21 protein-coding genes and 1 pseudogene are annotated in these 25,131 nt (G+C 73.4%); 9 read left to right on the forward strand and 13 right to left on the reverse strand.

Translation table 11 applies throughout. From position 1 onward, the window contains the following. Positions 1–154 precede the first annotated feature (154 nt). The 3 genes and pseudogenes from mobF to ACJTNH_RS17695 form a co-directional block, all read left to right on the forward strand. Positions 155–2,800 (forward strand): annotated as a pseudogene (gene mobF, locus ACJTNH_RS17685) (MobF family relaxase); the annotation flags it as partial. A gap of 306 nt (positions 2,801–3,106) precedes the next feature. Further along, positions 3,107–3,316, forward strand: coding sequence for a helix-turn-helix transcriptional regulator (locus tag ACJTNH_RS17690; RefSeq protein ID WP_458178015.1), 210 nt, complete (start codon positions 3,107–3,109; stop codon positions 3,314–3,316). Positions 3,317–3,462: 146 nt separating this feature from the next. After that, on the forward strand, positions 3,463–4,584 hold the full coding sequence (locus ACJTNH_RS17695) for a tyrosine-type recombinase/integrase (protein WP_458178017.1): 1,122 nt from the start codon (positions 3,463–3,465) through the stop codon (positions 4,582–4,584). On the opposite strand, the gene ACJTNH_RS17700 is transcribed toward ACJTNH_RS17695, so the two are convergent. Next, positions 4,581–5,381, reverse strand: a complete 801-nt coding sequence (locus ACJTNH_RS17700; protein WP_458178018.1) for an exodeoxyribonuclease III — start codon at positions 5,379–5,381, stop codon at positions 4,581–4,583. The two genes, ACJTNH_RS17695 and ACJTNH_RS17700, sit on opposite strands and share 4 nt — an antisense overlap. Before the next feature lie 70 nt (positions 5,382–5,451). Next, complete coding sequence (locus ACJTNH_RS17705; RefSeq protein WP_458178020.1) at positions 5,452–6,414, reverse strand: acyl-ACP desaturase; 963 nt, start codon at positions 6,412–6,414, stop codon at positions 5,452–5,454. 274 nt (positions 6,415–6,688) lie between these two features. Between ACJTNH_RS17705 and ACJTNH_RS17710 the strand changes: the two genes are divergently transcribed. Further along, positions 6,689–8,335: an LCP family protein gene (locus tag ACJTNH_RS17710; RefSeq protein ID WP_458178022.1), complete on the forward strand. Its 1,647-nt coding sequence runs from the start codon at positions 6,689–6,691 to the stop codon at positions 8,333–8,335. On the opposite strand, the gene ACJTNH_RS17715 is transcribed toward ACJTNH_RS17710, so the two are convergent. From ACJTNH_RS17715 to ACJTNH_RS17730, 4 genes are read right to left on the reverse strand one after another with little or no spacing between them, the layout of a single operon-like run. After that, positions 8,336–8,971 (reverse strand): LutC/YkgG family protein, encoded by a 636-nt coding sequence (locus ACJTNH_RS17715; RefSeq protein ID WP_458178023.1) that lies wholly within the window; start codon positions 8,969–8,971, stop codon positions 8,336–8,338. A 34-nt stretch (positions 8,972–9,005) separates the two neighbouring features. Beyond that, a complete protein-coding gene (locus tag ACJTNH_RS17720) occupies positions 9,006–10,475 on the reverse strand; it encodes a LutB/LldF family L-lactate oxidation iron-sulfur protein (RefSeq protein WP_458178025.1) in 1,470 nt (489 codons plus the stop codon). After that, the gene (locus ACJTNH_RS17725; protein WP_458178027.1) at positions 10,472–11,245 is read right to left on the reverse strand and encodes a (Fe-S)-binding protein; all 774 of its coding nucleotides are present in this window, start codon (positions 11,243–11,245) and stop codon (positions 10,472–10,474) included. Before ACJTNH_RS17725 ends, ACJTNH_RS17720 begins: the two co-directional genes overlap by 4 nt. Positions 11,246–11,258: 13 nt before the next feature. Next, a complete protein-coding gene (locus tag ACJTNH_RS17730; RefSeq protein WP_458178079.1) occupies positions 11,259–12,293 on the reverse strand; it encodes a LacI family DNA-binding transcriptional regulator in 1,035 nt (344 codons plus the stop codon). A 126-nt stretch (positions 12,294–12,419) separates the two neighbouring features. On the opposite strand from ACJTNH_RS17730, the gene ACJTNH_RS17735 reads away from it, so the two are divergent. The 4 genes from ACJTNH_RS17735 to ACJTNH_RS17750 all read left to right on the forward strand — a co-directional run bounded on the left by ACJTNH_RS17735 (position 12,420) and on the right by ACJTNH_RS17750 (position 17,570). Beyond that, a complete protein-coding gene (locus ACJTNH_RS17735; RefSeq protein WP_458178029.1) occupies positions 12,420–12,779 on the forward strand; it encodes an L-rhamnose mutarotase in 360 nt (119 codons plus the stop codon). Further along, positions 12,776–13,948, forward strand: coding sequence for an L-rhamnose isomerase (gene rhaI / locus ACJTNH_RS17740; protein ID WP_458178031.1), 1,173 nt, complete (start codon positions 12,776–12,778; stop codon positions 13,946–13,948). Before ACJTNH_RS17735 ends, rhaI begins: the two co-directional genes overlap by 4 nt. A gap of 86 nt (positions 13,949–14,034) precedes the next feature. Further along, positions 14,035–16,071, forward strand: a complete 2,037-nt coding sequence (locus tag ACJTNH_RS17745; protein ID WP_458178033.1) for a bifunctional aldolase/short-chain dehydrogenase — start codon at positions 14,035–14,037, stop codon at positions 16,069–16,071. 56 nt (positions 16,072–16,127) lie between these two features. Further along, entirely contained in the window at positions 16,128–17,570 is a 1,443-nt protein-coding gene (locus tag ACJTNH_RS17750; protein ID WP_458178035.1) for a rhamnulokinase, read from the forward strand. 19 nt (positions 17,571–17,589) lie between these two features. Here ACJTNH_RS17750 and ACJTNH_RS17755 read toward each other — a convergent pair whose 3' ends face one another. From ACJTNH_RS17755 to ACJTNH_RS17780, 6 genes are read right to left on the reverse strand one after another with little or no spacing between them, the layout of a single operon-like run. Beyond that, positions 17,590–18,570: a Bug family tripartite tricarboxylate transporter substrate binding protein gene (locus tag ACJTNH_RS17755; RefSeq protein ID WP_458178037.1), complete on the reverse strand. Its 981-nt coding sequence runs from the start codon at positions 18,568–18,570 to the stop codon at positions 17,590–17,592. 28 nt (positions 18,571–18,598) lie between these two features. Continuing rightward, positions 18,599–19,267 (reverse strand): 3-oxoacid CoA-transferase subunit B, encoded by a 669-nt coding sequence (locus ACJTNH_RS17760; RefSeq protein ID WP_458178039.1) that lies wholly within the window; start codon positions 19,265–19,267, stop codon positions 18,599–18,601. Further along, on the reverse strand, positions 19,264–19,932 hold the full coding sequence (locus ACJTNH_RS17765) for a 3-oxoacid CoA-transferase subunit A (RefSeq protein WP_458178041.1): 669 nt from the start codon (positions 19,930–19,932) through the stop codon (positions 19,264–19,266). Before ACJTNH_RS17765 ends, ACJTNH_RS17760 begins: the two co-directional genes overlap by 4 nt. A gap of 21 nt (positions 19,933–19,953) precedes the next feature. Continuing rightward, a complete protein-coding gene (locus tag ACJTNH_RS17770) occupies positions 19,954–20,925 on the reverse strand; it encodes a tripartite tricarboxylate transporter substrate binding protein (RefSeq protein WP_458178043.1) in 972 nt (323 codons plus the stop codon). Further along, positions 20,922–22,541: a tripartite tricarboxylate transporter permease gene (locus ACJTNH_RS17775; RefSeq protein ID WP_458178045.1), complete on the reverse strand. Its 1,620-nt coding sequence runs from the start codon at positions 22,539–22,541 to the stop codon at positions 20,922–20,924. Before ACJTNH_RS17775 ends, ACJTNH_RS17770 begins: the two co-directional genes overlap by 4 nt. 1 nt (position 22,542) lies before the next feature. Continuing rightward, positions 22,543–23,055 (reverse strand): tripartite tricarboxylate transporter TctB family protein, encoded by a 513-nt coding sequence (locus tag ACJTNH_RS17780; RefSeq protein WP_458178047.1) that lies wholly within the window; start codon positions 23,053–23,055, stop codon positions 22,543–22,545. A gap of 121 nt (positions 23,056–23,176) precedes the next feature. Between ACJTNH_RS17780 and ACJTNH_RS17785 the strand changes: the two genes are divergently transcribed. Continuing rightward, positions 23,177–24,070, forward strand: a complete 894-nt coding sequence (locus ACJTNH_RS17785) for a LysR substrate-binding domain-containing protein (RefSeq protein WP_458178049.1) — start codon at positions 23,177–23,179, stop codon at positions 24,068–24,070. Positions 24,071–24,126: 56 nt separating this feature from the next. On the opposite strand, the gene ACJTNH_RS17790 is transcribed toward ACJTNH_RS17785, so the two are convergent. Continuing rightward, positions 24,127–25,131, reverse strand: coding sequence for a tripartite tricarboxylate transporter substrate binding protein (locus ACJTNH_RS17790; protein ID WP_458178051.1), 1,005 nt, complete (start codon positions 25,129–25,131; stop codon positions 24,127–24,129).

Below are 25,131 nucleotides of genomic sequence, written 5' to 3' on the forward strand. Positions count from 1 at the left end.
TTAGCATATTTTCCAAAAACACTCTCCACACCACAACAGCGCGCCACAATTCCTAAATTTGGAGGAGGGCGGGCCCCGGCGGGGCGGCCCCCATCGCCGCTTCTAGGGGTGACCTGTTGGCCATTGTTGGGTGGCATTGAAAATGCGCGGTGGAATGAAGGTGTACGCCGGCTCGCCGGCTGCCGCGCGTCATTACCTTGAGGCCGACCGCGGCCGGGCCGATGACTACTACCTGACCGAGGGCACAGGCATGGCCCGCCGCTTCGTGGCCCGCGACGGACGGGTGGCCGAGCGGGCGCCGCTCACCGGGGAGACCTACGAGACCTGGGTGGCCGGCCGCGACCCGGACACCGGGAACCCACGGGGGCGGCTGCGCGCCGACGCCCATGCGGTGCGGTTCGTGGAGGTGGTGGTCAATGGCCCGAAGTCCTGGTCGTTGGCCGCCGCGATGCACGAGGACGTCGCGGCCGCCTATGACGCCGCGCAGGACCGCGCTGCCGCCGAGATCATCGGCTGGCTTTCCGACCACGCGACCACCCGGGTCGGTCCGCGTGGCGGGCAGGTGCAGGTGCCACTCAGTGTGCTGGAGGCGGTGACAGTGCGGCACTACACCTCCCGCGCCGGGGATCCGCATCGGCATCTGCACCTGCAGATCGCCGCGCGGGTGTTCGCCGCCGGGCAATGGCGCGGGCTGCACACCGTCGGTGTGCGTGACTTCCTCGCCGCCATCAACGGAATCGGGCACGCCGCGGTCGCCTGTGACCCGCAATTCCGCACCGCCCTGGCCGCCCACGGCTACACCCTGGATGCGGCTGGAGAAATACTGGAGCTCGCCGCCTACGTCGGTCCGTTCAGCGCCCGGGCGGCGCAGATCGGGCGCAACCTGGACCGCTACGAACGCGACTGGATTGCCGCGCACCCCGGCGAATCGCCGGGGCCGGCGCTGCGGCGAGCGTGGGACGCCCGCGCATGGGCCGACGGCCGCCCGGACAGGGTCACCCCGCGTTCGGGGGCCGACCTGGCCGTGCGGTGGCGGGCCGAGCTGGCAGCCCTGGGCTACCGCGACCCCGAGCGACCGGTCCAGCTGCGGCCCACCCCGATCGGCGTCCTGGACCGCGACCGCGCCGCCGACCAGATGGTCACCCGGCTGGCCGCCGGCCACTCGGCCTGGAACGCCGCCGATCTGCGCGGCGAAGCCGAACGGCTGCTCGCCGGCTCAGGCGTCGTCGCCGAGGCCGCGGCCCGTAGCGAGCTGGCCGGTGACCTCACCGCCCGCGCCCTCGCCCGCTGCCTTCCACTGCTGGACCGCGACGGGGTACCCGAGCACGTCCGGGCCTGGTCCTCCCCGGCGGTGCTCGAGGTGGAAGCCGACCTGCGCGTCCGGTTAGACGCCCGCGCCGGTCAGCCACCGGTAGGAGGACCGCCGCTGGCGCCGCTGCCGGCCGACGTTGTCCGGGGCCTGGATGCCGGCCAGGCCGCGGTGGTCGCCGCGCTGGCCGGCGACCGACGGCTGGCCGTGGTGGAGGGTGCGGCCGGGGCCGGTAAGACCACCACGCTGGCCTCCACGCGCGCCGTACTCGAACGGCAGGGGCGGCGACTGGTTGTGGTGACGCCGACGCTGAAGGCCGCCCAGGTCGCCCGCACGGAGGTGGGCGCGGCCGCAGGGTCGGCGGCGTCCCTGGTCTTCGCCCACGGCTGGCGCTGGAACGAGGACGGCGAGTGGACCCGACTCGCCGTCGGCGAGGCCGACCCGGTGACCGGCCGCGTCCACACCGGGCCGGCGGAGGGCATCCGGCTGCGGCCCGACGATCTGCTGGTCGTCGACGAGGCCGGCATGCTCGACCAGGACACCGCCCGCGCCCTGCTCGCCGTCGCCGACGAGGCCGGGGCGCGGCTGGCGCTGCTGGGGGACCGCCACCAGCTCGCCGCGGTCGGCCGCGGGGGTGTCCGGGACCTGGCCGCCGCTCAGGCCGACCCGGCCGGCTGCCTGACATTGGAGTCGGTGCACCGCTTCACCCTCACCGGCAGCGCCGGCCAGTCGATTCCGGACGGTGAGTACGCCGAGCTGACGTTGGCGATGCGGCGGGGTGACACCCCGGGTGCGGTGTTCGACGCCCTCCTCGCCCGCGGCCGGATCCACCTGCACCCCGACCACGCAGCGCTGCGGGACGCCGTGGCGGCGGCCGCCGCCCACGTCCCGCAGGCGGCCGATGTCGCGGTGGTGGCGGACACCCGCGAGCAGGTGAGCGAGCTCAACGCCGCCATCCGCAACCGGCTGGTCAGCGACGGCCGCGTCGACGACGTCCGGGTCGTGACCACGCGGGCGGGACAGCGGATCGGCGCCGGTGACAGGATCGCCACCCGGCGCAACGACCGGAACCTGGAGGTGGCCAACCGGGACACGTGGACCGTCACCGCGGTCGGCCGGCGCGGCGGGCTGCTGGTCACCGCCGGCACGGCCACCGGTGACGTTCCCCCGGGCGATGTCACCCCGGCCGGCGCACGGGTCCGGGTGCTGCCCGCCGACTACGTCACCGAGCACGTGGAACTGGCCTACGCCAGCACCGCGCACGGCGTGCAGGGCGACGCCGTTCCCGCCGCGCACGTGGTGATCGGCGACCAGACCGGTGCGGCCTCGGCCTACGTCGGCATGACCCGCGGACGGTTGTCCAACACCGCACACCTCGTCGCCGCCGACGTGGCCGAGGCCCGGGCGCAGTGGATCGCCGTCTTCGGCCGCGACCGGGCCGACCTCGGCCCCGGCCACGCCGCCGAGCTCGCCGCTCGAGAGGCCGCCCGCGACCGCCAGGACCGGTCGCGCGACCGGACGCCGGCGGCTCCGGCGCTGCCGGTCGCGCCGGTAGCGAGCGTCCCCCGGCCCGAGGCGGAGCGGCGGGGACCCTCCCTCGCCCGTGGAGGCGCCGCCCCGGGCATGGGGCGATGAGCGGGGGCGCCTCCACCGGCCGGCCGCGGGCCCGGACACCGGTAACAGGAGGAGAACCGGAGGATTTCGGAAGCCATCGGTGGTCGGCTGTCACCAATCGCGCCCAGATGGCGCCTTCTCCCCTGACGGAGCACAGCCCATCCGAGCCCACCGGAGCAACCCATGTCCGACGATCCCACCCGCCGCGAGCCCGAACTGCTCACCATCACGGAGGCCGCAGAGCTGCTCCGCGCTCCGGTGGCCACCCTCCGGTACTGGCGCCACTTGGGCACCGGACCGCGCAGCTTCCGCCTCGGCCGCCGCGTCCTCTACCGCTACGACGACCTTCAGGCGTGGGTCGAGCAGCATCTGGGTCGAGGCGCCACCGGATAGCCATCCGCAGAAGCGGCTGAGAGTCCCGGATGTCAGCCCTGACCTCGTCAGATTTCTCGGGCATGCTTCGGCCCGAACCGTTCCGTCCCAACAAGTGACGACGTCGACCGCGAGCAGGTCGCGTCGAAGACGTGGAGGAGTCAGCCATGGCGAGCGTGGCGAAGCGGGTCCGCAACGGGCGAACGACCTACGAGGCGCGGTGGCGGGACGACCAGGGCAGGCAACGCAAGAGGTCCTTCGGCAAGAAGGGCGATGCCGACCGTCACGCGGCCACGGTCGAGGCGGACAAGGCCCGCGGCACGTACGTCGAACCCTCGAAGACCACCGTCGCGGAGTACGCCCGGAGGTGGGCGGAGACCCGCCCGCACCGGCCGACCACGGCGCGGCGGACCGAGATGATGATTCGGCTGCACATCGACGGGACGCGTCTCGGTGGCCGGAAGCTCGCGGACGTTCGTCCGTCCGAAGTTCAAGCGTGGGCCACCGATCGTTCGAGAGTGCTGGCCCCCACCACTGTGAGGCAGGCCGTCGGGCTGCTTCGGAGTGTGTACGGGGCCGCGGTCCTCGACCGACTGGTGGCCTCCTCGCCCGTCGTCCGCATCCAGCTCCCCCGACACGAGAGGGAGCGCGTCGTGCCGTTGTCAGTTGAGCAGGTGGCGGCGCTTGCCCGGGCCATGCCGGAGCGCTACGAGGCCATGGTCCTGACCCAGGCTGGGCTCGGGCTCCGGATCGGCGAGCTGCTCGCGCTCCGGGTCCAGGACGTCGACTTCCTGCGGCGGACCGTGCGGATCGAGTGGCAGTTCACCCAGGGGTCGAAGGGCGAGCGGAGCGAGCCGAAGACTCCCCGGTCGAGGAGGATCGTCCCGCTGCCCCGGGTGGTCGCCGACGTGCTGGCCGCCCACCTGGCGGCGTATACGGCAGGCGAGGACGGAACGATCTTCACCACCGGGAAGGGCGCCCCGCTCGGACACGTCTACTACGGCCACAATCTGATGGGCCGGGCGGTGAGCGATGCGGGCCTACCGAAGGGGACGACCAGCCACGACCTGCGACACCACTACGCCAGCGTTCTGCTGGCCGCCGGCGAGTCGGTCGTGGCGGTCGCCGAACGACTGGGGCACGAGGACGCCTCGCTGGTCCTCAGCACCTACGGGCACCTAATGCCGGACTCGGACGACCGGACGCGGAGCGCCATCGACGCGGCGTGGGACGCGACCGGTGCCTCGTGTGCCCCAGATGTGCCCCAAGCCGCCCAGACGGCCCGTTAGTCGACCAGGTCGACGACGACGGGGGCGTGGTCGCTGGCGCCCTTGCCCTTGCGTTCCTCGCGATCTATCAGGCCATTTGTCACCCGGGTAGCCAGGGCGGGGGAGCCGAGCACGAAGTCGATCCGCATGCCCTCGCGCCGGGGGAACCGCAGCTGCGTGTAGTCCCAGTACGTGTAGACGCCGGGGCCCGGGGTGTACGGCCGGACGACGTCGGTGAACCCGGCGTCCAGCACCCCGCGGAACGCCGCCCGCTCGGGCTCGGAGACGTGCGTGGAGTGGCTGAACACCGACATGTCCCAGACGTCGTCGTCCTGAGGGGCGATGTTCCAGTCGCCGACCAGCGCCACCTGCGCCTCGGCGTCGTCGGTGAGCCACCCGCCGGCGCTGACCCGCAGCGCCTCCAGCCACTCGAGCTTGTACTGCAGGTGCGGGTCGGTGAGCGTGCGGCCGTTGGGCACGTAGAGGCTCCACACCCGCACCCCGCCGCAGGTCGCGCCCAGCGCCCGCGCCTCGGCGGCCGGCTCGGCGCCCTCCTTGGCCCACGACGGCATGCCCGGGAAGCCGACCTCCACGTCGGTCAGGCCCACCCGGGACAGCAGCGCGACGCCGTTCCACTGCGAGTAGCCGACGTGCGCGACCTCGTAGCCCAGCGCGCGGAACCGCTCCTCGGGGAACTGCTCGTCCTTGCACTTGGTCTCCTGCAGCGCCAGGACGTCGACGTCGCTGCGCTGCAGCCAGGCCTCCACCCGGTCGACTCGGCTGCGGATGGAGTTCACGTTCCAGGTGGCCAGGCGCATGACCGTCGACCTTAGGCGGGCCTCGCCGGAGGCCTCCAGCGGCTGTGGGGCGCGCCCTCGTCGTCGGGCCTCAGGCCTGGGAGAGCGGGGCGATCTCGGTGTCGGACCTCGACTGCATCCGGGCGCGCATCCGCTCGCGGCTCTCCACGAACTTGGTCGCCTGCGCGTCCAGCCCGACCATGAACTGGGCGAGCTCCTCGCGGGCGCGCTCGCCCTCGGGGCCGAGGTTGGTGCGCTCGAAGACCTTCCAGGCGCGCAGCACGGGCGAGATGACCTCGTCGTGGTGCAGGCGGAGGTCGTAGATGCCGGCCTTGGCGATGAGCACCGAGTTCTTCCGGAAGCCGGCCATCGAGGCGCCGGGCATCTCGAAGCGCATGACCTCGTCGGCGACCGCGCGCATCGTCTCGTCCGGGGCGATGTCGAACGCCGCGGAGACGATGTTGCGGTAGAAGACCATGTGCAGGTTCTCGTCCTTGGCGATCCGGGCGAGCAGCCGGTCGGCGATCGGGTCGCCGGTGGCCTTGCCGGTGTTCCGGTGGCTCACCCGGGTGGCCAGCTCCTGGAACGACACGTAGGCGACCGCCTCCAGCGGGGTCTTGTCCCCGGAGTCGTAGCCGGAGGTCATGTAGTCCATCCGGGCGCGCTCGAGCTCGACCGGGTCGACCCCGCGGGTGACGACGAGGTAGTCGCGCAGCGCGATGCCGTGCCGGTTCTCCTCCGCCGTCCAGCGGCCGACCCAGGTGCCCCAGGCACCGTCCCGGCCGAACCGGGTGGCGATCTCCCGGTGGTAGCTGGGCAGGTTGTCCTCGGTGAGCAGGTTGGTGAACATCGCGGCCTTGGCCGTCTCGTCCAGCTTCGACTGCTCCGGGGCCCAGTCCTCGCCGCCCAGGAAGGCGAAGTCCCGCCCCTGGGACCACGGGATGTAGTCGTGCGGGTGCCACTCCTGCGCCAGGCCGATGTGCCGGTTGAGGTTCTCCTCGACCACCGGCTCGAGCTCGATGAGCAGTGCGCCCTGCGTCGACGTCTCCGACACGTTGACCTCCCTGGTCAGCCACCTACGGTCCCGTAACCTACGGCACCGTAACCACGTGACCGGGACGACGGCCCGGCCGAGGGCCAGGTTCTCGGACGCCGGCGGTGGGTGGACGGCGCCCGGTGGGGAGGTACCCGCCGACCCCCGGTCCAGTCGTCCGGGCATGACCCGGATCACAGCGCGCTGCCCGTGCGGGTGAGGTCGGACGATCAGAGGGGCATCCGTCCACCGATCAGTGGGAACATGACCGGATGACCGGAGTCCTGGCAGCCGCATGAGCGGGGAGAACCAGCACGGCAGCCACCGGTGGCGCCCTGGCGACACCGAGCGGATCGACCCGGTCGACGTCCAGGCGACCACCGGCCTCCCGCTCGCCGACGACGACCGGTCCGCGCACGGCGCAGGCCGGCACGCCGCGTCCGGCTTCGGCCCCGCACTGGGGCTGACGGTCCTCGGCGCGGTCGTCCCCGGCACCGCCTTCCTGGCCAGCGGACGGCGCCGGCTCGGCGCGGTCGTGCTCGCCGTGTTCCTCCTGCTGCTGGCCGGTGGGGTCTGGCTGGCCACCGTCGGCTGGCGCGACACGCTCCGGCTCGCGGTCGACTCCACCGCCCTGCTCTGGGTGATCGGCGGCATCTGCGTCGCGGCGCTGGCCTGGCTGGCCGTCGTCGTCACCGGGTACCTCGCGGTGCGCCCGAGGCCGCTGCGCGGCTGGCAGCACGCGGTCGGCGGCCTCGTCGTCCTGGCGCTGTGCCTGGCCGTCGTCGTCCCGGCCGGCTGGGCCGTGCGGATCGCCGACGCCCAGCGCGACCTGGTCGACACGGTCTTCGCCGACGGCGAGAGCGCCACGGTCACCGACGCACCCGAGGGCGAGAGCCTCTTCGGCGACCGCGAGGAGCTCAACATCCTGCTGCTGGGCGGCGACGGCGGGGAGGGCCGGGAGGGCGTCCGCACCGACACGGTGATCGTCGCCAACGTGCAGGTGGACACCGGGGCGACGACGCTGTTCAGCCTCCCCCGCAACCTGGAGGACCTGCCCTTCCCGGCCGACAGCCCGCTCGCCGCGGTGTACCCCGACGGGTTCGACGCCGGCAGCGAGAGCGAGAGCCTGCTCAACGCCGTCTACCGCAACGGCCCGGCCTGGTACCCCGACGTCCTGGGCCCCACCGACGACCCGGGAGCCGACTTCCTCAAGCTCGGGGTCGGCGAGGCGCTCGGCCTGCAGATCGACTACTACGTGCTGGTCAACCTCGACGGCTTCAGCCGGCTGGTCGACGCCCTGGGCGGGATCACCGTCGACGTGAACTACTACGTCCCGGTCGGCGGCGAGCCGAGCCTCGGCGTCCTGCCCGACGCCTACATCGCCCCCGGCCCCGACCAGCTCATGGACGGCGCCACGGCGCTGGCCTACAGCCGTGGTCGGTTCGGCCTGACGGACTACCAGCGGATGGACCGCCAGCGGTGCGTCCTCGACGCCATCGTCGAGGCGGCGGACCCGATGACCCTGCTGTCCCGGTTCCAGCAGCTCGCCGCGACCACCCAGGACATCGTCTCCACCGACGTGCCGCAGCGGGTGCTGGGCGACGTCGTCGAGCTGGGGCTGCGGGTCAAGGACGCGCCCATCCGCAGCGTGGTCTTCGACGACACGGTGATCGACCCGGCCTACCCGGACTACGACCGCATCCGTGCGCTGGTCCAGCAGGCGCTGGCCGGGCCGTCGGACACCTCGCCGGCCGCCGGGACGACGGCCCCGTCGGCCGCACCGTCGTCGGCCGCACCGTCGAGCGACCCGGCGACGAGCAGCGCACCGCCCGCGGGGGCGGCGGAGGACCCCGCCGCCGAGGTCAGCGACGCCTGCGCCTACGACCCGGCGCAGGCGCAGGCCGCCCTGGCCGAGGGGCAGCCCCCGACCCGCAACGGCTGATCACCCGCCGGCCAGCACCACCATGAGGGTGCGCGGGCCGTGCACGCCCTCGACCCGCTGCAGCTCGATGTCGCTGGTCGCCGACGGCCCGCTGACCATGGTCAGCGGGCGCAGCGGGTCGAGCCGGGCCAGCCCCTCGGGCACGCTGCCCACCACCTGGTCGGCGGTCACGACGCAGACGAGGCAGTCCGGCAGCAGGGACAGCGCACGCCGCCCGCAGGCGGGGGAGCCGTCCAGCACCAGCGTGCCGGTCTCGGCGATCGCCACGGCGACGGCGGTGACCGAGGCCGCCCGCTCGGCCAGCTGCACCGCCGGCCGGTCGTCGTCCACGTCGCAGCCGGCCGGCCGCCACTGCTCGGACAGCCCGGGCGCGACGACGACGTCGCCGGCCGCCCACCCGGCGCCCAGTGCCTGGTCCAGGGCGGCCCGCACCGTCGCCTCGACCTCGGCCGGGGAGCAGCGCAGCACGGTGGCCCGGTAGTCCTCCACCCGGTCGACCAGCAGCTCCAGCAGCTCGGCGTCCCCGGCGGGCCGGCCGTCGGTCAACCGGTAGTCACGGACGACCTCCGGCGCCGGCGTCCGGGTCTCGCCCAGTGCCTGGCGGATCCGGCCCAGCACCTCCTCGCGGGCGCTCATCGTCGTCCGCCGCTCGTGTTGCACGTGGAACCACTCACGACCGGTGCTCCTCGGTCCACTGCTGCACGAACGTCTTGGTCGGTGGGGTGGGCAGGTCGCGGCTGCGCGTCCACCCGGACACCGGCGGCGGCAGCGTGTTCGGCAGCGTGGGCTTCCCGCGGGAGAACAGCCGGCCCAGCCGGGCGCCGCGCTGGGCCAAGTGCCACAGCCGGGGATGCGACATCGCCTTCGCCAGGCCGCGGAAGGCGACCGCCTCCGCCGTGGGTCGCTCCTGGGCCTCGACGTGCTCGCCCCGCAGGTGCACCAGGATCGAGGGGATGTCGATCGCCACCGGGCAGACGTCGTAGCAGGCGCCGCAGAGCGAGGAGGCGTAGGGCAGCGAGGCGTTGTCCTCGACGCCGGTGAGCATCGGGGAGAGCACCGCGCCGATCGGGCCCGGGTAGACCGAGCCGTAGGAGTGCCCGCCGGCCCGCTCGTAGACCGGGCAGACGTTCAGGCAGGCCGAGCAGCGGATGCAGTGCAGCGCCTCCCGGCCCACCTCGTCGGCGAGTACCGCCGTCCGGCCGTTGTCGAGCAGGACCAGGTGGAACTCCTGCGGCCCGTCGCCGGGTGTGACGCCGGCCCAGGTCGAGGTGTAGGGGTTCATCCGCTCGCCGGTGGAGGACCGGGGTAGCAGCTGCAGGAAGACCTCCAGGTCGCGCCAGGTCGGCACCACCTTCTCGATCCCCATGACGGTGATCAGCGTCTCCGGGAGGGTCAGGCACATCCGGCCGTTGCCCTCGGACTCCACCACGGTGAGCGTGCCGGTCTCGGCGACACCGAAGTTCGCGCCGCTGACCGCCACCCGCGCCCGCAGGAACCGCTCGCGCAGGTGCGCCCGGGCGGCCATCGCCAGCTGGCGCGGGTCGTCGGTCAGGCCGGGGTCGACGCCGGGGATGGTGCGGGCGAAGATCTCGCGGATCTCCGCGCGGTTCTTGTGGATCGCCGGCACCAGGATGTGCGACGGGCTGTCCTCCCCCAGCTGCACGATCAGCTCGGCGAGGTCGGTCTCGAAGACGTCGAGCCCGGCGCCCTCCAGCGCCTCGTTCAGGCCGATCTCCTGGGTGGCCATCGACTTGACCTTGACCACCTCGGACGTGCCGGTGGCCAGCACCAGCCGGGTGACGATCTCGTTGGCCTCGTTCGCGTCCCGGGCCCAGTGGACGACGCCGCCGCGGGCGGTCACCTGGCGCTCGAGCTCCTCCAGGTGGTCGTCGAGGCGGGCCATCGTGGCGGTCTTGAGCGCCTTGCCGGCCGCGCGCAGCTGCTCCCAGTCGGGCAGCTCGCCGACCACCTTGGCCCGCTTGCCGCGGATCGTGCTGGTCGCGTGGCCGAGGTTGGCCCGCAGCTGGCCGTTGCGCAGCGCGCCGCGGGCGGCGTCGGGGAAGGGCTCGGCGCCACGCAGGTGGCCCACGCCGCGCGGGGCGGTGGGCAGTGCGGGCATGCCCAGGTCGACGGTGGTCACGCCGGCACCGCCGGGACGGCCTTCTGGTCAGGGGTCACGGCTTCCTCCGTCGAGGCGAGGATCTCGGCCAGGTGCACCGTGCGGGTGCCGGCCCGGAGTCGGGAGAGGCCGCCGCCGATGTGCATCAGGCAGGACGCGTCGCCGGCGGTGCAGACCTCGGCGTGGGTGCCGAGCACGTTGGCCATCTTGTCGGTGAGCATCGCGGTGGAGGTGTCGGCGTTCTTCACCGCGAAGGTGCCGCCGAAACCGCAGCACTGCTCGGCGCCGGGCAGCTCCACCAGCTCCAGCCCGCGCACCGCCCGCAGCAGCTGCAGCGGCGCGTCACCGACCCGGAGCAGCCGCAGCGAGTGGCAGGTCGGGTGGTAGGTGACCCGGTGCGGGTAGTACGCGCCGACGTCGGTCACGCCGAGCACGTCGACCAGGAACTGGGACAGCTCGTAGGTGCGGCCGGCCAGCTCCTCGGCGGCCCGGGCGAGCGCCTCGTCCCCGGCCCGCCGGGCGACGGCGGCCTGCTGGTGGTGGATCGAGGCCACGCACGAGCCGGACGGCGCGACGATCACCTCCGCGCCGGCGAAGGCCCGCACGTGGTTGGCGACGATCGGCACCGCCTCGCGCCGGTAGCCGGTGTTGACGTGCATCTGCCCGCAGCAGGCCTGCGTCGGCGGGACGACGACCTCCTGGCCCAGCCGCTGCAGCAGGGCTGCGGTGGCGTGGGCCACGGTCGGCGTCATCGTGTCGACCAGGCAGGTGGCGAAGAGTGCGACCTTCAACTGAGACCTCCGCTCAGCTCGCCACGGACCGGCTGAGGTGCCGGGCCGTGCTGGACTCGCGGGCGACGAGCGCGGGCTCGAAGACCGGTTGCTGGTGCTGGTGCTCCTCACCGGAAGCCTCGTCCAGCAGCAGCTCCGCCGCTCGGCGGCCCAGCTCCTGGCGGGGCTTGCGCACCGAGGTCAGCGGGACGGCGGCGGCGGCCGCGTAGTCGATGTCGTCGTAGCCGACGATGGCGAAGTCGTCGGGCACCCGGACCTGCTGGCGCACCATCTCCTGCAGCACGCCCATCGCCAGCAGGTCGTTCGCGCAGACCGCGGCGGTCGGGCGCTCCCCGGCGGGCATCCCGAGGACGCGGGAGGCCGCCTCGCGGCCGCCGGCCACGGTGAGCGTCCCGGGGGTGACCACGGTGAGGGCGTCGTCGGAGCCGGTGCCCTCGCGGACGGCGGCGACCACCCCCTCGTAGCGCTCCTGCAGCTGGGGCAGCCCGCCGGGGCCGCCGATGAAGGCGATCCGGCGGTGGCCGTGGCCGAGCAGGTGGTCGGCGGCCAGTCGGCCGCCCAGGACGTCGTCGACGGCCACGGCGCACTGGTCGGGGCCGGGGGCGCGGCGGTCCAGCAGCACCACCGGCACGCCGCGCTGCCGCAGCGTCTCGACCTGCGGGGAGAGCTCGGCGGTCGGGGTCAGGACGACCCCGCGCACCCGCTGCTCGGTGAGTGCGTCGAGGTGGGCGGCCTCCTTGGCCGGGCGGCCGTCGGAGTTGCACAGCACCACCGACAGCCCCTGCGCGTTGGCCACCTCCTCCACCCCGCGGGCGACGTCGGTGAAGAACGGGTTGGCGATGTCGAGCACCACCAGCCCGATGGTGCGGCTGCGGCCGGCGCGCAGCTGGCGGGCCGACTCGTTGCGCACGAAGCCCAGGGCGGTGATGGCGGACAGCACCCGGTCGCGGGTCGCGGGGCTGACCGAGTCGGGCCGGTTCAGGACGTTGCTGACCGTGCCCACCGAGACCCCGGCGGAGACGGCGACGTCCCGGATGCTGGCGGTCAGTGTCGCCCCCTCGGGTCGTCGGCCGGTGCGTCGACCGTGTGCACGCGGCTGGTCCGTTGACCGTTCGCACCCAGCATCCTACTGTGGCCCACAGCACCTTGTGAATCGTTTCAGTGAGGAGGCGTCGTGCCGCGGGTCTGCTTCACCCTCCAGGTGCGCCCCGACCGGCTCGCCGAGTACCGCGAGCGTCATGCCGCCGTCTGGCCGGAGATGCTCCGCGCGCTGCGCGACGCCGGCTGGCGCGACTACCAGCTCTTCCTGCGCCCCGACGGGCTGCTCGTCGGCGTCGTCGAGACCGACGACCTGGCCGCCGCGCAGGCCGCCGTGGACGCAGCCGAGGTCAGCGCCCGGTGGGAGACCGAGATGGCCCCCTTCTTCGCGACCGGCGACGGCCGCGGCAAGGCCACGCTCGACCTCGTCTTCGACCTCGACGCCCAGTTGCGGGCCGCCGGGGAGCACACCACCACGAACGGAGAGACCCCGTGACCACCGATCTCCGCAGGCAGGCGCTGACCGCGCTCGCCGAGCAGACCATCGAGCTGCCCTCGTGGGCGTTCGGCAACGCGGGCACCCGGTTCAAGGTGTTCAGCAGCCCCGGCGTCCCCCGCGACCCGTTCGAGAAGATCAGCGACGCCGCCGTCGTCCACCGGTACACCGGCGCCGCCCCGCGGGTCTCGCTGCACGTCCCGTGGGACCTCGTCGACGACTTCGGCGCGCTCGCCCGGCACGCCGCCGACGAGGGCGTCTCGATCGGCGCGATCAACTCGAACCTGTTCCAGGCCGACGAGTACAAGCTCGGCTCGCTCACCTCCGCCGACCCCGCCGTGCGGGCCAAGGCCGTGGCCCACCACGTGCAGTGCATCGACGTCATGCGGGCCACCGGGTCGACCGACCTGAAGATCTGGCTGCCCGACGGCACCAACTACCCCGGTCAGGACGACATCCGCGACCGTCAGGACCGGCTGGCCGAGTCGCTGCAGCAGGTCTACGCCGAGCTCGACCTCGGGCACCGGCTCATCCTCGAGTACAAGTTCTACGAGCCGTACTTCTACACGATGGACATCCCCGACTGGGGCACCTCGCTGCTGCACTGCCTGGCCCTCGGCGAGCAGGCGATGGTCGTCCTGGACACCGGCCACCACGCGCCGAACACCAACATCGAGTTCATCGTCGCCCAGCTGCTGCGGGTCGGCCGGCTCGGCGCCTTCGACTTCAACTCCCGCTTCTACGGCGACGACGACCTGATCGTGGGCGCGGCCGACCCGTTCCAGCTGTTCCGGATCATGAACGAGATCGTCCGGGCCGACGCGCTCCGGCCGGACTCCGGCGTCAACTTCATGCTCGACCAGTGCCACAACATCGAGCCGAAGATCCCCGGCCAGATCCGCTCGGTGATGAACGTGCAGGAGGCCACTGCCAAGGCGCTGCTGGTCGACCGCGAGGCGCTGCGGGCCGCCCAGCGCTCGGGTGACGTGCTCGGCGCCAACGCCGCGCTGATGGACGCCTACGCCACCGACGTCCGCCCGCTGCTCGCCGAGCTCCGCGAGTCGAAGGGCCTGGCCGGCGACCCCTACGCCGCCTACGCCGCCTCCGGCCACCAGGAGCAGATCGCCACCGAGCGCGTCGGCGGCCAGCAGGCCTCCTGGCGCGCCTAGCCCCACCACCCGCGCCTTCGCGCGCGAAAGCACGCGCGGTTTCGCGCGGACAAGCTCGCCTGTTCCCCGAACTGAGGACCTCTTCGATGACGAACCCCGTGGTCAGTGACCTGCTCGCCCGCTCGAACCGCCTCGGGGCGGACCCGCGGAACACCAACTACGCCGGTGGCAACACCTCCGCCGCCGGCACCGGGACCGACCCGGTGACCGGGCAGCCGGTCGAGCTGCTCTGGGTGAAGGGCTCCGGGGGCGACCTCGGCACCCTCACCGAGCCGGGTCTGGCCGTGCTCCGGCTGGACCGGCTGCGCTCGCTGGTCGACGTCTACCCCGGCGTCGACCGCGAGGACGAGATGGTCCATGCCTTCGACTACTGCCTGCACGGCCGGGGCGGTGCGGCCCCGTCGATCGACACCGCCATGCACGGCCTGGTCCGCGCCGCGCACGTCGACCACCTGCACCCCGACTCCGGCATCGCGCTGGCCACCGCGGCCGACGGCGAGGCGCTGACCCGGGAGTGCTTCGGCGACCGGGTCGTCTGGGTGCCCTGGCGCCGTCCCGGCTTCCAGCTGGGGCTGGACATCGCCGCGATCGCGGAGGCGAACCCGCAGGCGATCGGCTGCGTGCTCGGCGGCCACGGGATCACCGCCTGGGCCGACACCAGCGAGCAGTGCGAGGCCAACTCGCTGGAGATCATCCGGACGGCGGAGCGGTTCCTGGCCGAGCGCGGCCGGCCCGAGCCCTTCGGCGCCCGGACGGCGGACTTCGAGCCCCTCCCGACCGCCGAGCGGCGGGCGCTCGCTGCTGCGCTGTTCCCGGTCATCCGCGGCCTGGCGTCGACGGACCGGCCGCAGGTCGGGCACTTCACCGACAGCGACGTCGTCCTGGACTTCCTGGCGTCCGAGGAGCACCCGCGGCTGGCCGCGCTCGGCACCTCCTGCCCGGACCACTTCCTGCGCACCAAGGTGCGTCCGCTGGTGCTGGACCTGCCGCCGACCGAACCACTCGAGGACCTCGTCAGCCAGCTGAGAACACTGCACGCGGAGTACCGCAACGCCTATGTCGAGTACTACAACCGGCACGCCACCCCCGACAGCCCGCCGATGCGCGGCGCCGACCCGGCGATCGTGCTGGTGCCCGGCGTCGGCATGTTCAGCTTCGGCGCGAACAAGCAGACCGCCCGGGTGGCCGGCGAGTTCTACGTCAACGCGATCAACGTGATGCGCGGCGCCGAGGCGGTCTCCACCTACGCCCCGATCGACGAGAGCGAGAAGTTCCGGATCGAGTACTGGGCGCTGGAGGAGGCCAAGCTCGCCCGGATGCCGAAGCCCAAGCCGTTGGCCACCCGGGTCGCGCTGGTCACCGGCGCGGCGAGCGGCATCGGCAAGGCGATCGCCCAGCGGCTGGCCGCCGAGGGCGCCTGCGTCGTCGTCGCCGACCTCGACCTGGCCAAGGCCACCGACGCCGCCGCGGAGATCGGCTCGACCGACGTCGCGGTGGGCGTGGCCGCCGACGTCAGCGACGCCGATGCGGTGGCCGCGGCGTTCCGGGCGGCCGTGCTCGCCTTCGGCGGGGTCGACCTGGTGGTCAACAACGCCGGGCTGTCGATCTCCAAGCCGCTGCTGGAGACGACCGAGGCCGACTGGGACCTGCAGCACGACGTGATGGCCAAGGGCTCGTTCCTGGTCTCCCGCGAGGCCGCCCGGGTCATGATCGAGCAGGGCATGGGCGGCGACGTCGTCTACATCTCCAGCAAGAACTCGGTCTTCGCCGGGCCGAGCAACATCGCCTACTCCTCGACCAAGGCCGACCAGGCGCACCAGGTGCGGCTGCTGGCGGCCGAGCTCGGCGAGCACCAGATCCGGGTCAACGGGATCAACCCCGACGGCGTCGTCCGCGGGTCGGGGATCTTCGCCGGCGGCTGGGGCGCCAAGCGGGCCGCGGTCTACGGCGTCCCGGAGGAGGAGCTGGGCCAGTTCTACGCCCAGCGCACCCTGCTCAAGCGAGAGGTGCTGCCCGACCACGTGGCCGACGCGGTCTTCGCGCTGACCGGCGGCGAGCTCACCCGGACGACGGGCCTGCACGTCCCCGTCGACTCCGGCGTCGCCGCCGCCTTCCTCCGCTGAGACCGGCCATGTCGGCCGACACGGCCGCCGGGAGGCGGGAGCTGAGCCTGGCGGCGGTGGACCTGGGGGCCTCGAGCGGGCGGGTGATGGTCGGGCGGGTCGGGTCGGAGCGGCTGGAGCTGCACGAGGTCAACCGGTTCGCCAACCGGCCGGTCCGGGTCGCCGGCACGTTGCACTGGGACGTGCTGGCGCTCCACGGCGGCGTGCTCGACGGGCTGCGGGCCGCCGGGCGGGACGCCGGCCCGCTGGACGGGGTCGGCATCGACAGCTGGGCGGTGGACGTCGGGCTGCTCGACGCCGACGGCGCACTGCTGGGCAACCCGGTGCACTACCGGGACGCCCGGCACGGCACCGCCGTCCCCGGGGTGCACGAGCTCGTGTCACCGGCGGAGCTGTACCGGGTCAACGGGCTGCAGCACCTGCCGTTCAACACGGTGTTCCAGCTCGCGGCGATGCGGCAGCTGGCCGGGTTCGGGCTGGCCCGGCGGGCGCTGCTGGTACCCGACCTGCTGGCGTACTGGCTCACCGGGGCGGTCGGGGCGGAGGTCACCAACGCCTCCACGACCGGGCTGCTGGACGCCACCACCCGGCAGTGGTCGGCCGACCTCATCGACCGGCTCGGGCTGCCGCGCGAGCTCCTCCCGCCGCTGCGCCGGCCCGGCGACCGGCTCGGCGAGCTCACCGCCGACGTGCTCGCCGAGACCGGGCTGACCGGCCCGGTGCCGGTGACCGCCGTCGGCTCGCACGACACCGCCTCGGCGGTGGTCGGCGTCCCGGCCGCCTCCGAGCGGTTCGCCTACGTCTCCTGCGGCACCTGGTCGCTGGTCGGCGTCGAGCTCCACGCACCGGTGCTCACCGAGGCCAGCCGGGAGGCCGGGTTCACCAACGAGCTCGGGGTGGACGGAACGGTCCGCTACCTGCGCAACGTGATGGGGCTGTGGCTGCTGCAGGAGTCGTTGCGCACCTGGCAGTCGGCCGGCCTGCCGGCCGACCTCACCGACCTGCTGCACGCCGCGGCTCGGGAACCCGCCATCGGCGCGGTCGTCGACTGCGACGACGACCGCTTCCTGCCGCCCGGCGACATGCCGGCCCGGATAGCGGAGGTCTGCCGGGAGACCGGGCAGACGCCGCCGCAGAGCCAGGCCGCCACCGTCCGCTGCATCCTGGACAGCCTGGCGCTGGCCTACCGGCGCACGGTGCGCCAGGCGGCCGAGCTCTCCGGGCGGTCGGTGGACGAAGTCCACCTGGTCGGTGGGGGTGCCCGGAACACGCTGCTCTGCCAGCTCACCGCTGACGCCTGCGGGCTGCCGGTGCTGGCCGGGCCGGTCGAGGCGGCGGCGCTGGGCAACGTGCTGGTCCAGGCCCGCGCGGGCGGCGCGCTGAGCGGCGGCCTGCCGGAGATGCGCGCGCTGCTGCGGGCGACGCAGCAGGTGCAGCGCCACGACCCGGCCCCCGGCGCCGAGCGGGCCTGGTCGGCCGCGGAGGCGCGGCTGCGCTGACCTGTCCGGGCCGGGCGGGTCAGTCCGCGAGGATCGGCTCGTAGACCTCCTGGGTGCGGTCGAGCAGCTCCTGGAAGTCGGCTGCGCCCTGGAACTCCGCCGGCACGTACTCCGCGCCCACCTGCTCGGCGATCGCCGGGTCGCCGTGCGCCGTCCGGAGGGCGTCCTCCAGTTCGGTGACGATCTCCCCAGGCAGGTCGCGGGGGCCGATGAGGCCGAAGGTCGACCCGGACAGGGTCAGCTCCGGGAACCCGGACTCGGCCAGCGTGGGGGTGTCCGGCAGCCAGGACAGCCGCTCCTCGGACGAGACCGCCAGCGGCCGGAACTGGCCGGCGTCGATGTTGCCGGTCACGTCCGAGGAGGCGTTGATCAGCACCGCGTCGACGTTGCCGCCGAGCAGGGCGGTGGTCATCTCCGCGTTGCCGTTGAACGGCACCGCGGTGACCTCCACGTCGTGCTCCTCGGCCAGCCGCTGCAGCTCGATCGCCTGCGGGGTGGACGCGCCCGGGGTGCCCACGTTCAGCGCGCCGGGCTGCTCCTCCGCCGCGGCGACGAGGTCGTCGATCGTCGCGTACGGCGAGTCCGCCCCCACCGCGAGCACCGAGGGCACCTCGGTCATCACCCCGATCGGCGTCACGTCGTCCTTGGTGTAGCCGACCTCGTTGGCCAGCGGGGTGAGCACCAGGGTGCCGGCGGTGGCCAGCGAGAGGGTGTGCCCGTCGGGCTCTGCCCCGATCAGCTCCTGGGTGGCGATCGCCCCCGACCCGCCGGGCAGGTTCTCCACCACGACCGTCTGGCCCAGCTGCTCCTCCAGCGAGGCACCGAAGGCGCGGGCGGCCAGGTCGGTGGGCCCGCCGGCCCCGTAGGGCACCAGCAGCCGGATCTCCTCGGTCGGGTAGTCCGCGGCCGAGTCCGAGGCGGCGTCCTCCCCGCCGCAGGCGGTGAGCAGGCCGAGGGCGGCACAGGCGGTGAGGGCACGAGCGGTGCGGGACAGGGGCATCGTTGCCTCCGGGTTCGGGCGGTGCGGGTCAGTGCGGGTCGAGCTCCCCGACGTCGTCGGCGAAGTCGAGCCGGGCGGCGGTGACCGACTGCAGCTCGGTGCGGGTGAGCCCCGGGGCCATCTCCCGGACGACGAACCCCGCCGGGCCGACGTCGAGGACCGCCAGGTCGGTGTAGACCCGGTCGACCACCCGGGCGGCGGTGAGCGGGTAGCTGCAGGCGGGCAGCAGCTTGGGGCGGCCGTCCCGGGTGGTGTGCGTCGTCATGACCAGCACCCGCTTGGCGCCCACGGCCAGGTCCATCGCCCCGCCGACGGCCGGCGGCATGGTGGCCAGGTCGGTGATCCAGTTGGCCAGGTCGCCGGACTCGGAGACCTGGAAGGCGCCGAGCACGGAGATGTCGATGTGCCCGCCGCGCATCATCACGAAGGCGTCGGTGTGGTGGAAGTAGCAGCCGCCGGGCAGCAGGGTGACCGGCTGCTTGCCGGCGTTGATCAGCTCGCGGTCCTCCTCGCCGGGGGCCGGGGCCGGTCCCATGCCGAGGATGCCGTTCTCGCTGTGGTAGACGATCTCCTTGTCCGGGCCGACCACGTCGCCGACCAGGATGGGCATGCCGATGCCCAGGTTGACGTAGGCGCCGTCGGGGATGTCACGGGCCACCCGGCGGGCCACCGCGACGTCGCTCAGCGGGCGGATCACGACGCCGCCACCTCGACCACCCGGTCGACGAAGATGCCGGGCGTCACGACCGCCTCGGGGTCCAGGTCGCCGAGCTCGACGAACTCCTCCACCTGCACCACCGTCAGCGCGGCGGCGGTGGCCATCGTCGGGCCGTAGTTGCGGGCGGCCTTGCGGTAGACGAGGTTGCCCCACCGGTCGGCCCGGTGTGCCTTGACCAGGGCGACGTCGCCGGGCAGCGGGTGCTCGAACACGTGCGGGCGGCCGCCGATGGTGCGCACCTCCTTGCCCTCGGCCAGCAGGGTGTCCGCGCCGGTCGGGGTGAAGAACCCGCCGAGCCCCGCGCCGGCGGCGCGCATCCGCTCGCTGAGCGTGCCCTGCGGCACCAGCTCCAGGCCGATCTCGCCGGCCCGCCACAGCTCCTCGAACCAGATCGAGCCCATCGAGCGGGGGTAGGAGCAGACGACCGTGCGCACCCGCCGCTCCCGGATCAGCGCCGCGACGTCGCTCTCCCCCGCCCCGGCGTTGTTGGTGACCACGGTCAGGTCGCGGGCTCCCTGGTCGAGCAGGGCGTGCACCAGCTCCACCGGGACGCCGGAGTCGCCGAAGCCCCCGATCAGCACGGTGGCGCCGTCGGTGATCCCGGCGACGGCGTCGGCGAGGGTCGCCACCCGCTTGTCGATCACCGCGGCCCCTGGTGGCGCGTCTCAGTCGTCGAGGACATCGCGGAAGGTCTCCTCGGTCTCGGCGAACAGGTCACCGAGGCCGTCGGCGCCGATGAACTCCGCCGGCACGTACCGCTCGTCCAGCGCCTCGACGACCTCGGGCTCCTCGGCCGCGCTGCGCAGCGTGTCCTCCAGGGTCTGCACGACCTCCTCCGGCGTGCCGGCCGGGGCGATCACCCCGAACGTCGTGGTGCTCTGCACCAGCTCCGGGTAGTCGAGCTCGACGAACGTCGGGGCGTCCAGGTAGGGCAGCGGCTCGGGGCTGCCGACGGCCAGCACCCGCAGGTCGCCGGAGTCGATCGCCGGCAGGAGGTCCTGGGACAGGTTGGCGAAGCCGGCGGTGACGTTGCCGCCCAGCAGCGCGGTCTGCACCTCCGCGTTGCCGTTGAACGGGACGACGGTGAGCGGGACGTCGTACAGCTGGGTGATCCGCCGGGTCTCCGCGGCGTGGGTGTTCGTCGCCCCCGGGGTGCCCACGGTGACCGCCTGCGGGTCGGCCCGCGCGGCGTCGAAGAGCTCCTCCAGCGACTCGTACGGCGAGTCGGCCGGGACGACGATCCCCGACGGCACCTGGGTGACCACGCCGACCGGGGCGAAGTCCTCCCGGGTGTAGCCGACCTCGTTGGACAGGTAGTTGAGCACCGCCGTGGGGAGCGCGGTCATCGACAGGGTGTAGCCGTCGGCGTCGGAGGCCAGGAGCTGCTGGTACGCCGTGGCACCCGAGGCGCCGGGGGCGTTCGTGACGACGACGGTCTGGCCGAGCTCGCCCTCCATGTGCGCGGCCAGCGCCCGGGCGGCGATGTCGGTCGGGCCGCCGGCCGTGTAGGGCACCAGCAGCTCGATGTCGTCGGTCGGGTACTCCTCCGGCGCCTCCGCGGAGCCACCCCCGCCGCCGCAGCCGGTCAGCGCGGTGCCGGTGAGCAGCAGGACGGCGAGGGTGCGGCGCGCGGTCATCGTTCTCCCGGGGTGGTGGAGGGCCTGTCGGCGGTGGCGTCGGCGCCGGGGCTGCCCTCGGCGGTGACCTGCCGGTCGGCGTCCGGGCCCGGCTCACCGGTCTCGTCGACGTCGGCGGGGTCGACCCGGCCGAAGACGGCCTTGCGCCGCCGGCTGGTGATCGCGCTGACGATGATGATCAGCGCCATGAAGGCGAACATGCCGCCGGAGATGGGGCGGGTGACGAAGATGTCGAAGCTGCCGCCGGAGATGAGCATCGACTGCCGGAAGGCCCGCTCGAGGATCGAGCCGAGCACGAAGGCGAGCACCAGCGGGCCGGGCTCGAAGCCGGTCTTCTTCATCAGCCAGCCGATGACGCCGAAGCCGAGCACGACCCACATGTCGAACACGTTGTTGTTGACCGAGAAGACGCCGGCCATGGTGACCAGCAGGGCGAAGGCGGCGAGGATGCCGGCCCGCACCCGGAGCATCTGGACGAAGATCCCGACCAGCGGGATGTTCAGCGCCAGCAGCATCAGGTTGCCGATGACCATCGAGGCGATGACGCCCCAGAAGATCTCCGGCTGCTGCTCGATCAGCTGCGGCCCGGGGGTGATGTCCTGCACCAGCAGCGCGCCGAAGATCAGCGCGAGCACCACGTTGGGCGGGATGCCCAGGGTGAGCAGCGGGATGAACGCCGAGGTGGAGGAGGCGTTGTTCGCCGTCTCCGGGCCGGCGACCCCCTCGATGGCGCCCTTGCCGAAGCGGCTCGGGTCCTTGGCCCGGCGCTTCTCCATGGCGTAGGAGGCCAGCGAGGAGACCACCCCGCCGCCGCCGGGCAGCACGCCGATCGCGAAGCCCAGCACCGAGCCGCGGCCGATGGCCCCGGCGGAGTCGCGGAAGTCGGTGCGGGTGGGCCAGATGCCCTTGATCTTCTTGGTGACCGCCTGGACCTTCTCGGTGCGCTCCAGGCTGTGCAGGATCTCCCCGACGCCGAACAGGCCCATCGCGACGGCGACGAAGTCCAGGCCGTTGAAGAGCGAGACCTCCCCGAACGTGAAGCGCGCGGTGCCGGTGATCGGGTCCAGGCCGATCGTGGCCAGCAGCAGCCCCACGGCGGCCATCGACAGGCTCTTCAGCACCGAGCCGGTGCCCAGGTAGGTGACCAGCAGGATGCCCAGCACGGTCAGCGCGACGTACTCCGGTGGGCCGAAGGAGACCGCCAGGTCGGCCAGCGGCGGCGCCAGGAGGATCATCCCGACCACCGACACGGTGCCGCCGATGTACGAGCCGACGGCGGCGATGCCCAGCGCCGGCCCGGCTCGGCCCTGCTTGGCCATCTGGTAGCCGTCGAAGGTGGTGACCACCGAGGCCGCCTCGCCGGGCAGCCGCAGCAGCACCGAGGTGATCGTGCCGCCGTACATCGAGCCGTAGTAGATGCCGGCCAGCAGGATCACCGCGGTCACCGGCTCGACCGTGTACGTGATCGGCAGCAGCAGGGCGATCGTCGCGGTGGGCCCGAGCCCGGGCAGCACCCCGATGACGGTGCCGATGAGCACGCCCAGGAAGACGTAGAGCAGGTTGGTGGGGTCCAGGGCCACGGAGAAGCCCTGGGCGATGCCGCTCCAGCTGTCCACGTCAGCCCCCGATCACGGCGTCGACGAGACCGTCGGGGAACGGCACGCCCAGCGCCTCGACGAACAGCAGGTACATGACGGCCGTGCCGCCGGCGGCGAGCACCAGGGTCAGCCGCCAGGACTCCCCGCCGAACACGCGCAGCCACACCAGCAGCATCAGGAAGGCCGCGACGACGAAGCCGAGGGTCTGGAACAGCAGGATGAAGACGCCGAGGCTGACCAGCCCGGCGATGATCCGCACCGTGCCGCGGGTCCAGGGCTCGTAGTCCTCGGCCGGGTCGAGCAGGACCAGGACGGCCGCGGTGCCGGTCAGCAGCAGCGAGACGATGAACGGCCAGAGCCCCGGCCCGGGCGCGGTCAGCTCGCCCAGGCCCAGCCCGCGGGAGCCGACGATCGCCGCCACCCCGAGGGCGAGCAGCAGCAGGGGCGCGACCCGGTGCAGCCCCAGCCACCGGTGTCCCCGGGCAGCCGTCCCCTCCGTCCCGGTCTCGGACGCCGCTGTGGAGCCGTGCACCTGCTCACCTCGTCCTCGTCGACGCTGCGTGTGACCCAGGACACTAGGGCGGGCTTTGAGAATGGTCCAATACGGAATGGGCCACTGATCGAGACCGGTGGTGCATCAATGGGGAGGCCCGATGGAGCTGCGTCACCTGCGGGCCTTCGCGGCCGTGGCCGAGGAGCTGCACTTCGGCCGGGCCGCCGCCCGGCTGCACACGGCCCAGCCGGCGCTGAGCCAGCAGATCAAGCACCTCGAGCAGGACGTCGGGACGCTGCTGCTGGAGCGCACCACCCGGCAGGTGCGGCTGACCGGGGCCGGGGTGGTCTTCCTGGAGCACGTCCGCCGGGTGCTGGCCGAGGTCGACCGGGCGCGGGAGTCGGTGCTGGCCACCGAGCGGGGCGCCCGGGGCGAGCTCCGGGTCGGGGTGACCGGGGCGATCACCTGGCGTCTGCTGCCGCGGATGGCCCGTGCCTACCGCCGGCGCTACCCGCTGGTGCGGCTGGACCTGCACCCCGCGGTGTTCAGCGGCGCCCAGGTCGGTGCGCTGCTGGACGGCCGCATCGACGTCGGCTTCCTCCGCGCGCCGGTGCCCGACGGGCCGCTGGCCAGCCGGGTCATCCTCAACGAGCCGCTGATGGCGGTGCTGCCGCTGGACCACCCGCTCGCCGCGCAGGAGGCGGTGGACCTGGCCGACCTGTCCGGCGACCCGTTCGTCACCTACCCGTCGCGGCAGGGGTCGGCGCTGCGCGACGCCGCCGTGCACGCCTGCTTCTCGGCCGGCTTCACCCCGCGGGTCGTGCAGGAGGCTCCGGACACGCACACCGTCGTCGCCCTCGTCGGCGCCGCCGTCGGCGTGACGCTGATGCCGGCCTCGGCCGCGCAACTGCAGCTGGAGGGGGTCGTCTTCCGGCCGATCGCCGGCGGGGTCGACGTGCGGGTGCCGATCGCGCTCGCCTGGCGGCGGGACGACCCCTCGCCGGTGCTGGCCGGCTTCCTGGCCACCGCCGAGGAGGTGCTGCCCAGCCCGTAGGGGGTCGCACCGGTGCCGTCCGGGCGGGGTGCGCCCGGACGGCACCGGCCGGCGGGTCAGTCCTGCAGGATCGGGCCGTAGGCCTCGACGATCTCGTCGATCCGGTCGGCGAAGGCGGCCGAGCCGATGAACTCGTCGGGCACGTACTGCTCGCCGAGCCGCTCCTGGGTCTCCGGCTGCTCCAGGCAGCCGCTGACCGTCTCCTCCAGGGTCTGCACGACGTCGTCCGGCGTGCCGGCCGGCGCCGCCAGGCCGAACACCGACACGCTGTTGGTCAGCTCCTCGAAGCCGGACTCGGCCAGCGTGGGCACGCCCTCCAGGTAGTCGACCTGCTCGGCCGGGCTCACCGCCAGCGGCACGAAGCTGCCGGCCTCGACGTTCTGCAGCACGTCCTCGGAGGCGTTGATGAAGACGGCGTCCACGTTGCCGCCGAGCAGCGCCGTGGTCATCTCGGCGTTCCCGGTGAACGGCACCGCGGTCAGCTGGACGTCGTACTCCTCCGCCATCCGCTGCAGCTCCATCGCCTGGGACGTCGTCGCACCCGGGACGCCGACGTTGAGCTGGCCGGGGTTCTCCTCGGCGGCCTGGAAGAACGCCTCGGCGTCGGCGTACTCGGAGTCCTCGCCGACCGCGAGCACCGAGGGGATCTCGGTGACGGCGGCGATCGGGACGTAGTCCTCGTTGGTGTAGCCGACGTCCTGGTTCAGCGGGTTGGTCGCGGTGGCCGGGACGGCGATCAACGACAGGCTGTAGCCGTCGTCGCCGCCGGCGAGCATCGCCTGCATGCCCAGCGACCCGGAGGCGCCGGGGCGGTTCTCCACCACGACGGTCTGCCCGAACTCCGCGGAGAGGCAGTCGCCGATCGTGCGCGCGGCCAGGTCGGTCGGGCCGCCCGCGGCGTAGGGGACGTAGAGGGTGATGTCGTCGGTCGGGTAGTCCGCCGCCGCGGCGTCGTCCCCACCCCCTCCCGTCGCGGGCTCGTCCTCGGCTCCGCCGCAGCCGGCCAGGGCGAGTGCGGATGCGGTGAGGAGAGCGGGAACGGTGAGCCGGCGTCGTTGCAT

The organism is Modestobacter lacusdianchii (assembly GCF_054177765.1).

Excerpts from the sequence above, each read along its gene's own strand:
- ACJTNH_RS17770 (WP_458178043.1), bottom strand. The coding sequence starts at position 20,925 with ATGACCGCGCGCCGCACCCTCGCCGTCCTGCTGCTCACCGGCACCGCG.
- ACJTNH_RS17710 (WP_458178022.1), top strand. The coding sequence starts at position 6,689 with ATGAGCGGGGAGAACCAGCACGGCAGCCACCGGTGGCGCCCTGGCGAC.
- ACJTNH_RS17790 (WP_458178051.1), bottom strand. The coding sequence starts at position 25,131 with ATGCAACGACGCCGGCTCACCGTTCCCGCTCTCCTCACCGCATCCGCA.
- ACJTNH_RS17690 (WP_458178015.1), top strand. The coding sequence starts at position 3,107 with ATGTCCGACGATCCCACCCGCCGCGAGCCCGAACTGCTCACCATCACG.
- ACJTNH_RS17695 (WP_458178017.1), top strand. The coding sequence starts at position 3,463 with ATGGCGAGCGTGGCGAAGCGGGTCCGCAACGGGCGAACGACCTACGAG.
- ACJTNH_RS17745 (WP_458178033.1), top strand. The coding sequence starts at position 14,035 with ATGACGAACCCCGTGGTCAGTGACCTGCTCGCCCGCTCGAACCGCCTC.
- ACJTNH_RS17785 (WP_458178049.1), top strand. The coding sequence starts at position 23,177 with ATGGAGCTGCGTCACCTGCGGGCCTTCGCGGCCGTGGCCGAGGAGCTG.
- ACJTNH_RS17755 (WP_458178037.1), bottom strand. The coding sequence starts at position 18,570 with ATGCCCCTGTCCCGCACCGCTCGTGCCCTCACCGCCTGTGCCGCCCTC.
- ACJTNH_RS17700 (WP_458178018.1), bottom strand. The coding sequence starts at position 5,381 with ATGCGCCTGGCCACCTGGAACGTGAACTCCATCCGCAGCCGAGTCGAC.
- ACJTNH_RS17715 (WP_458178023.1), bottom strand. The coding sequence starts at position 8,971 with ATGAGCGCCCGCGAGGAGGTGCTGGGCCGGATCCGCCAGGCACTGGGC.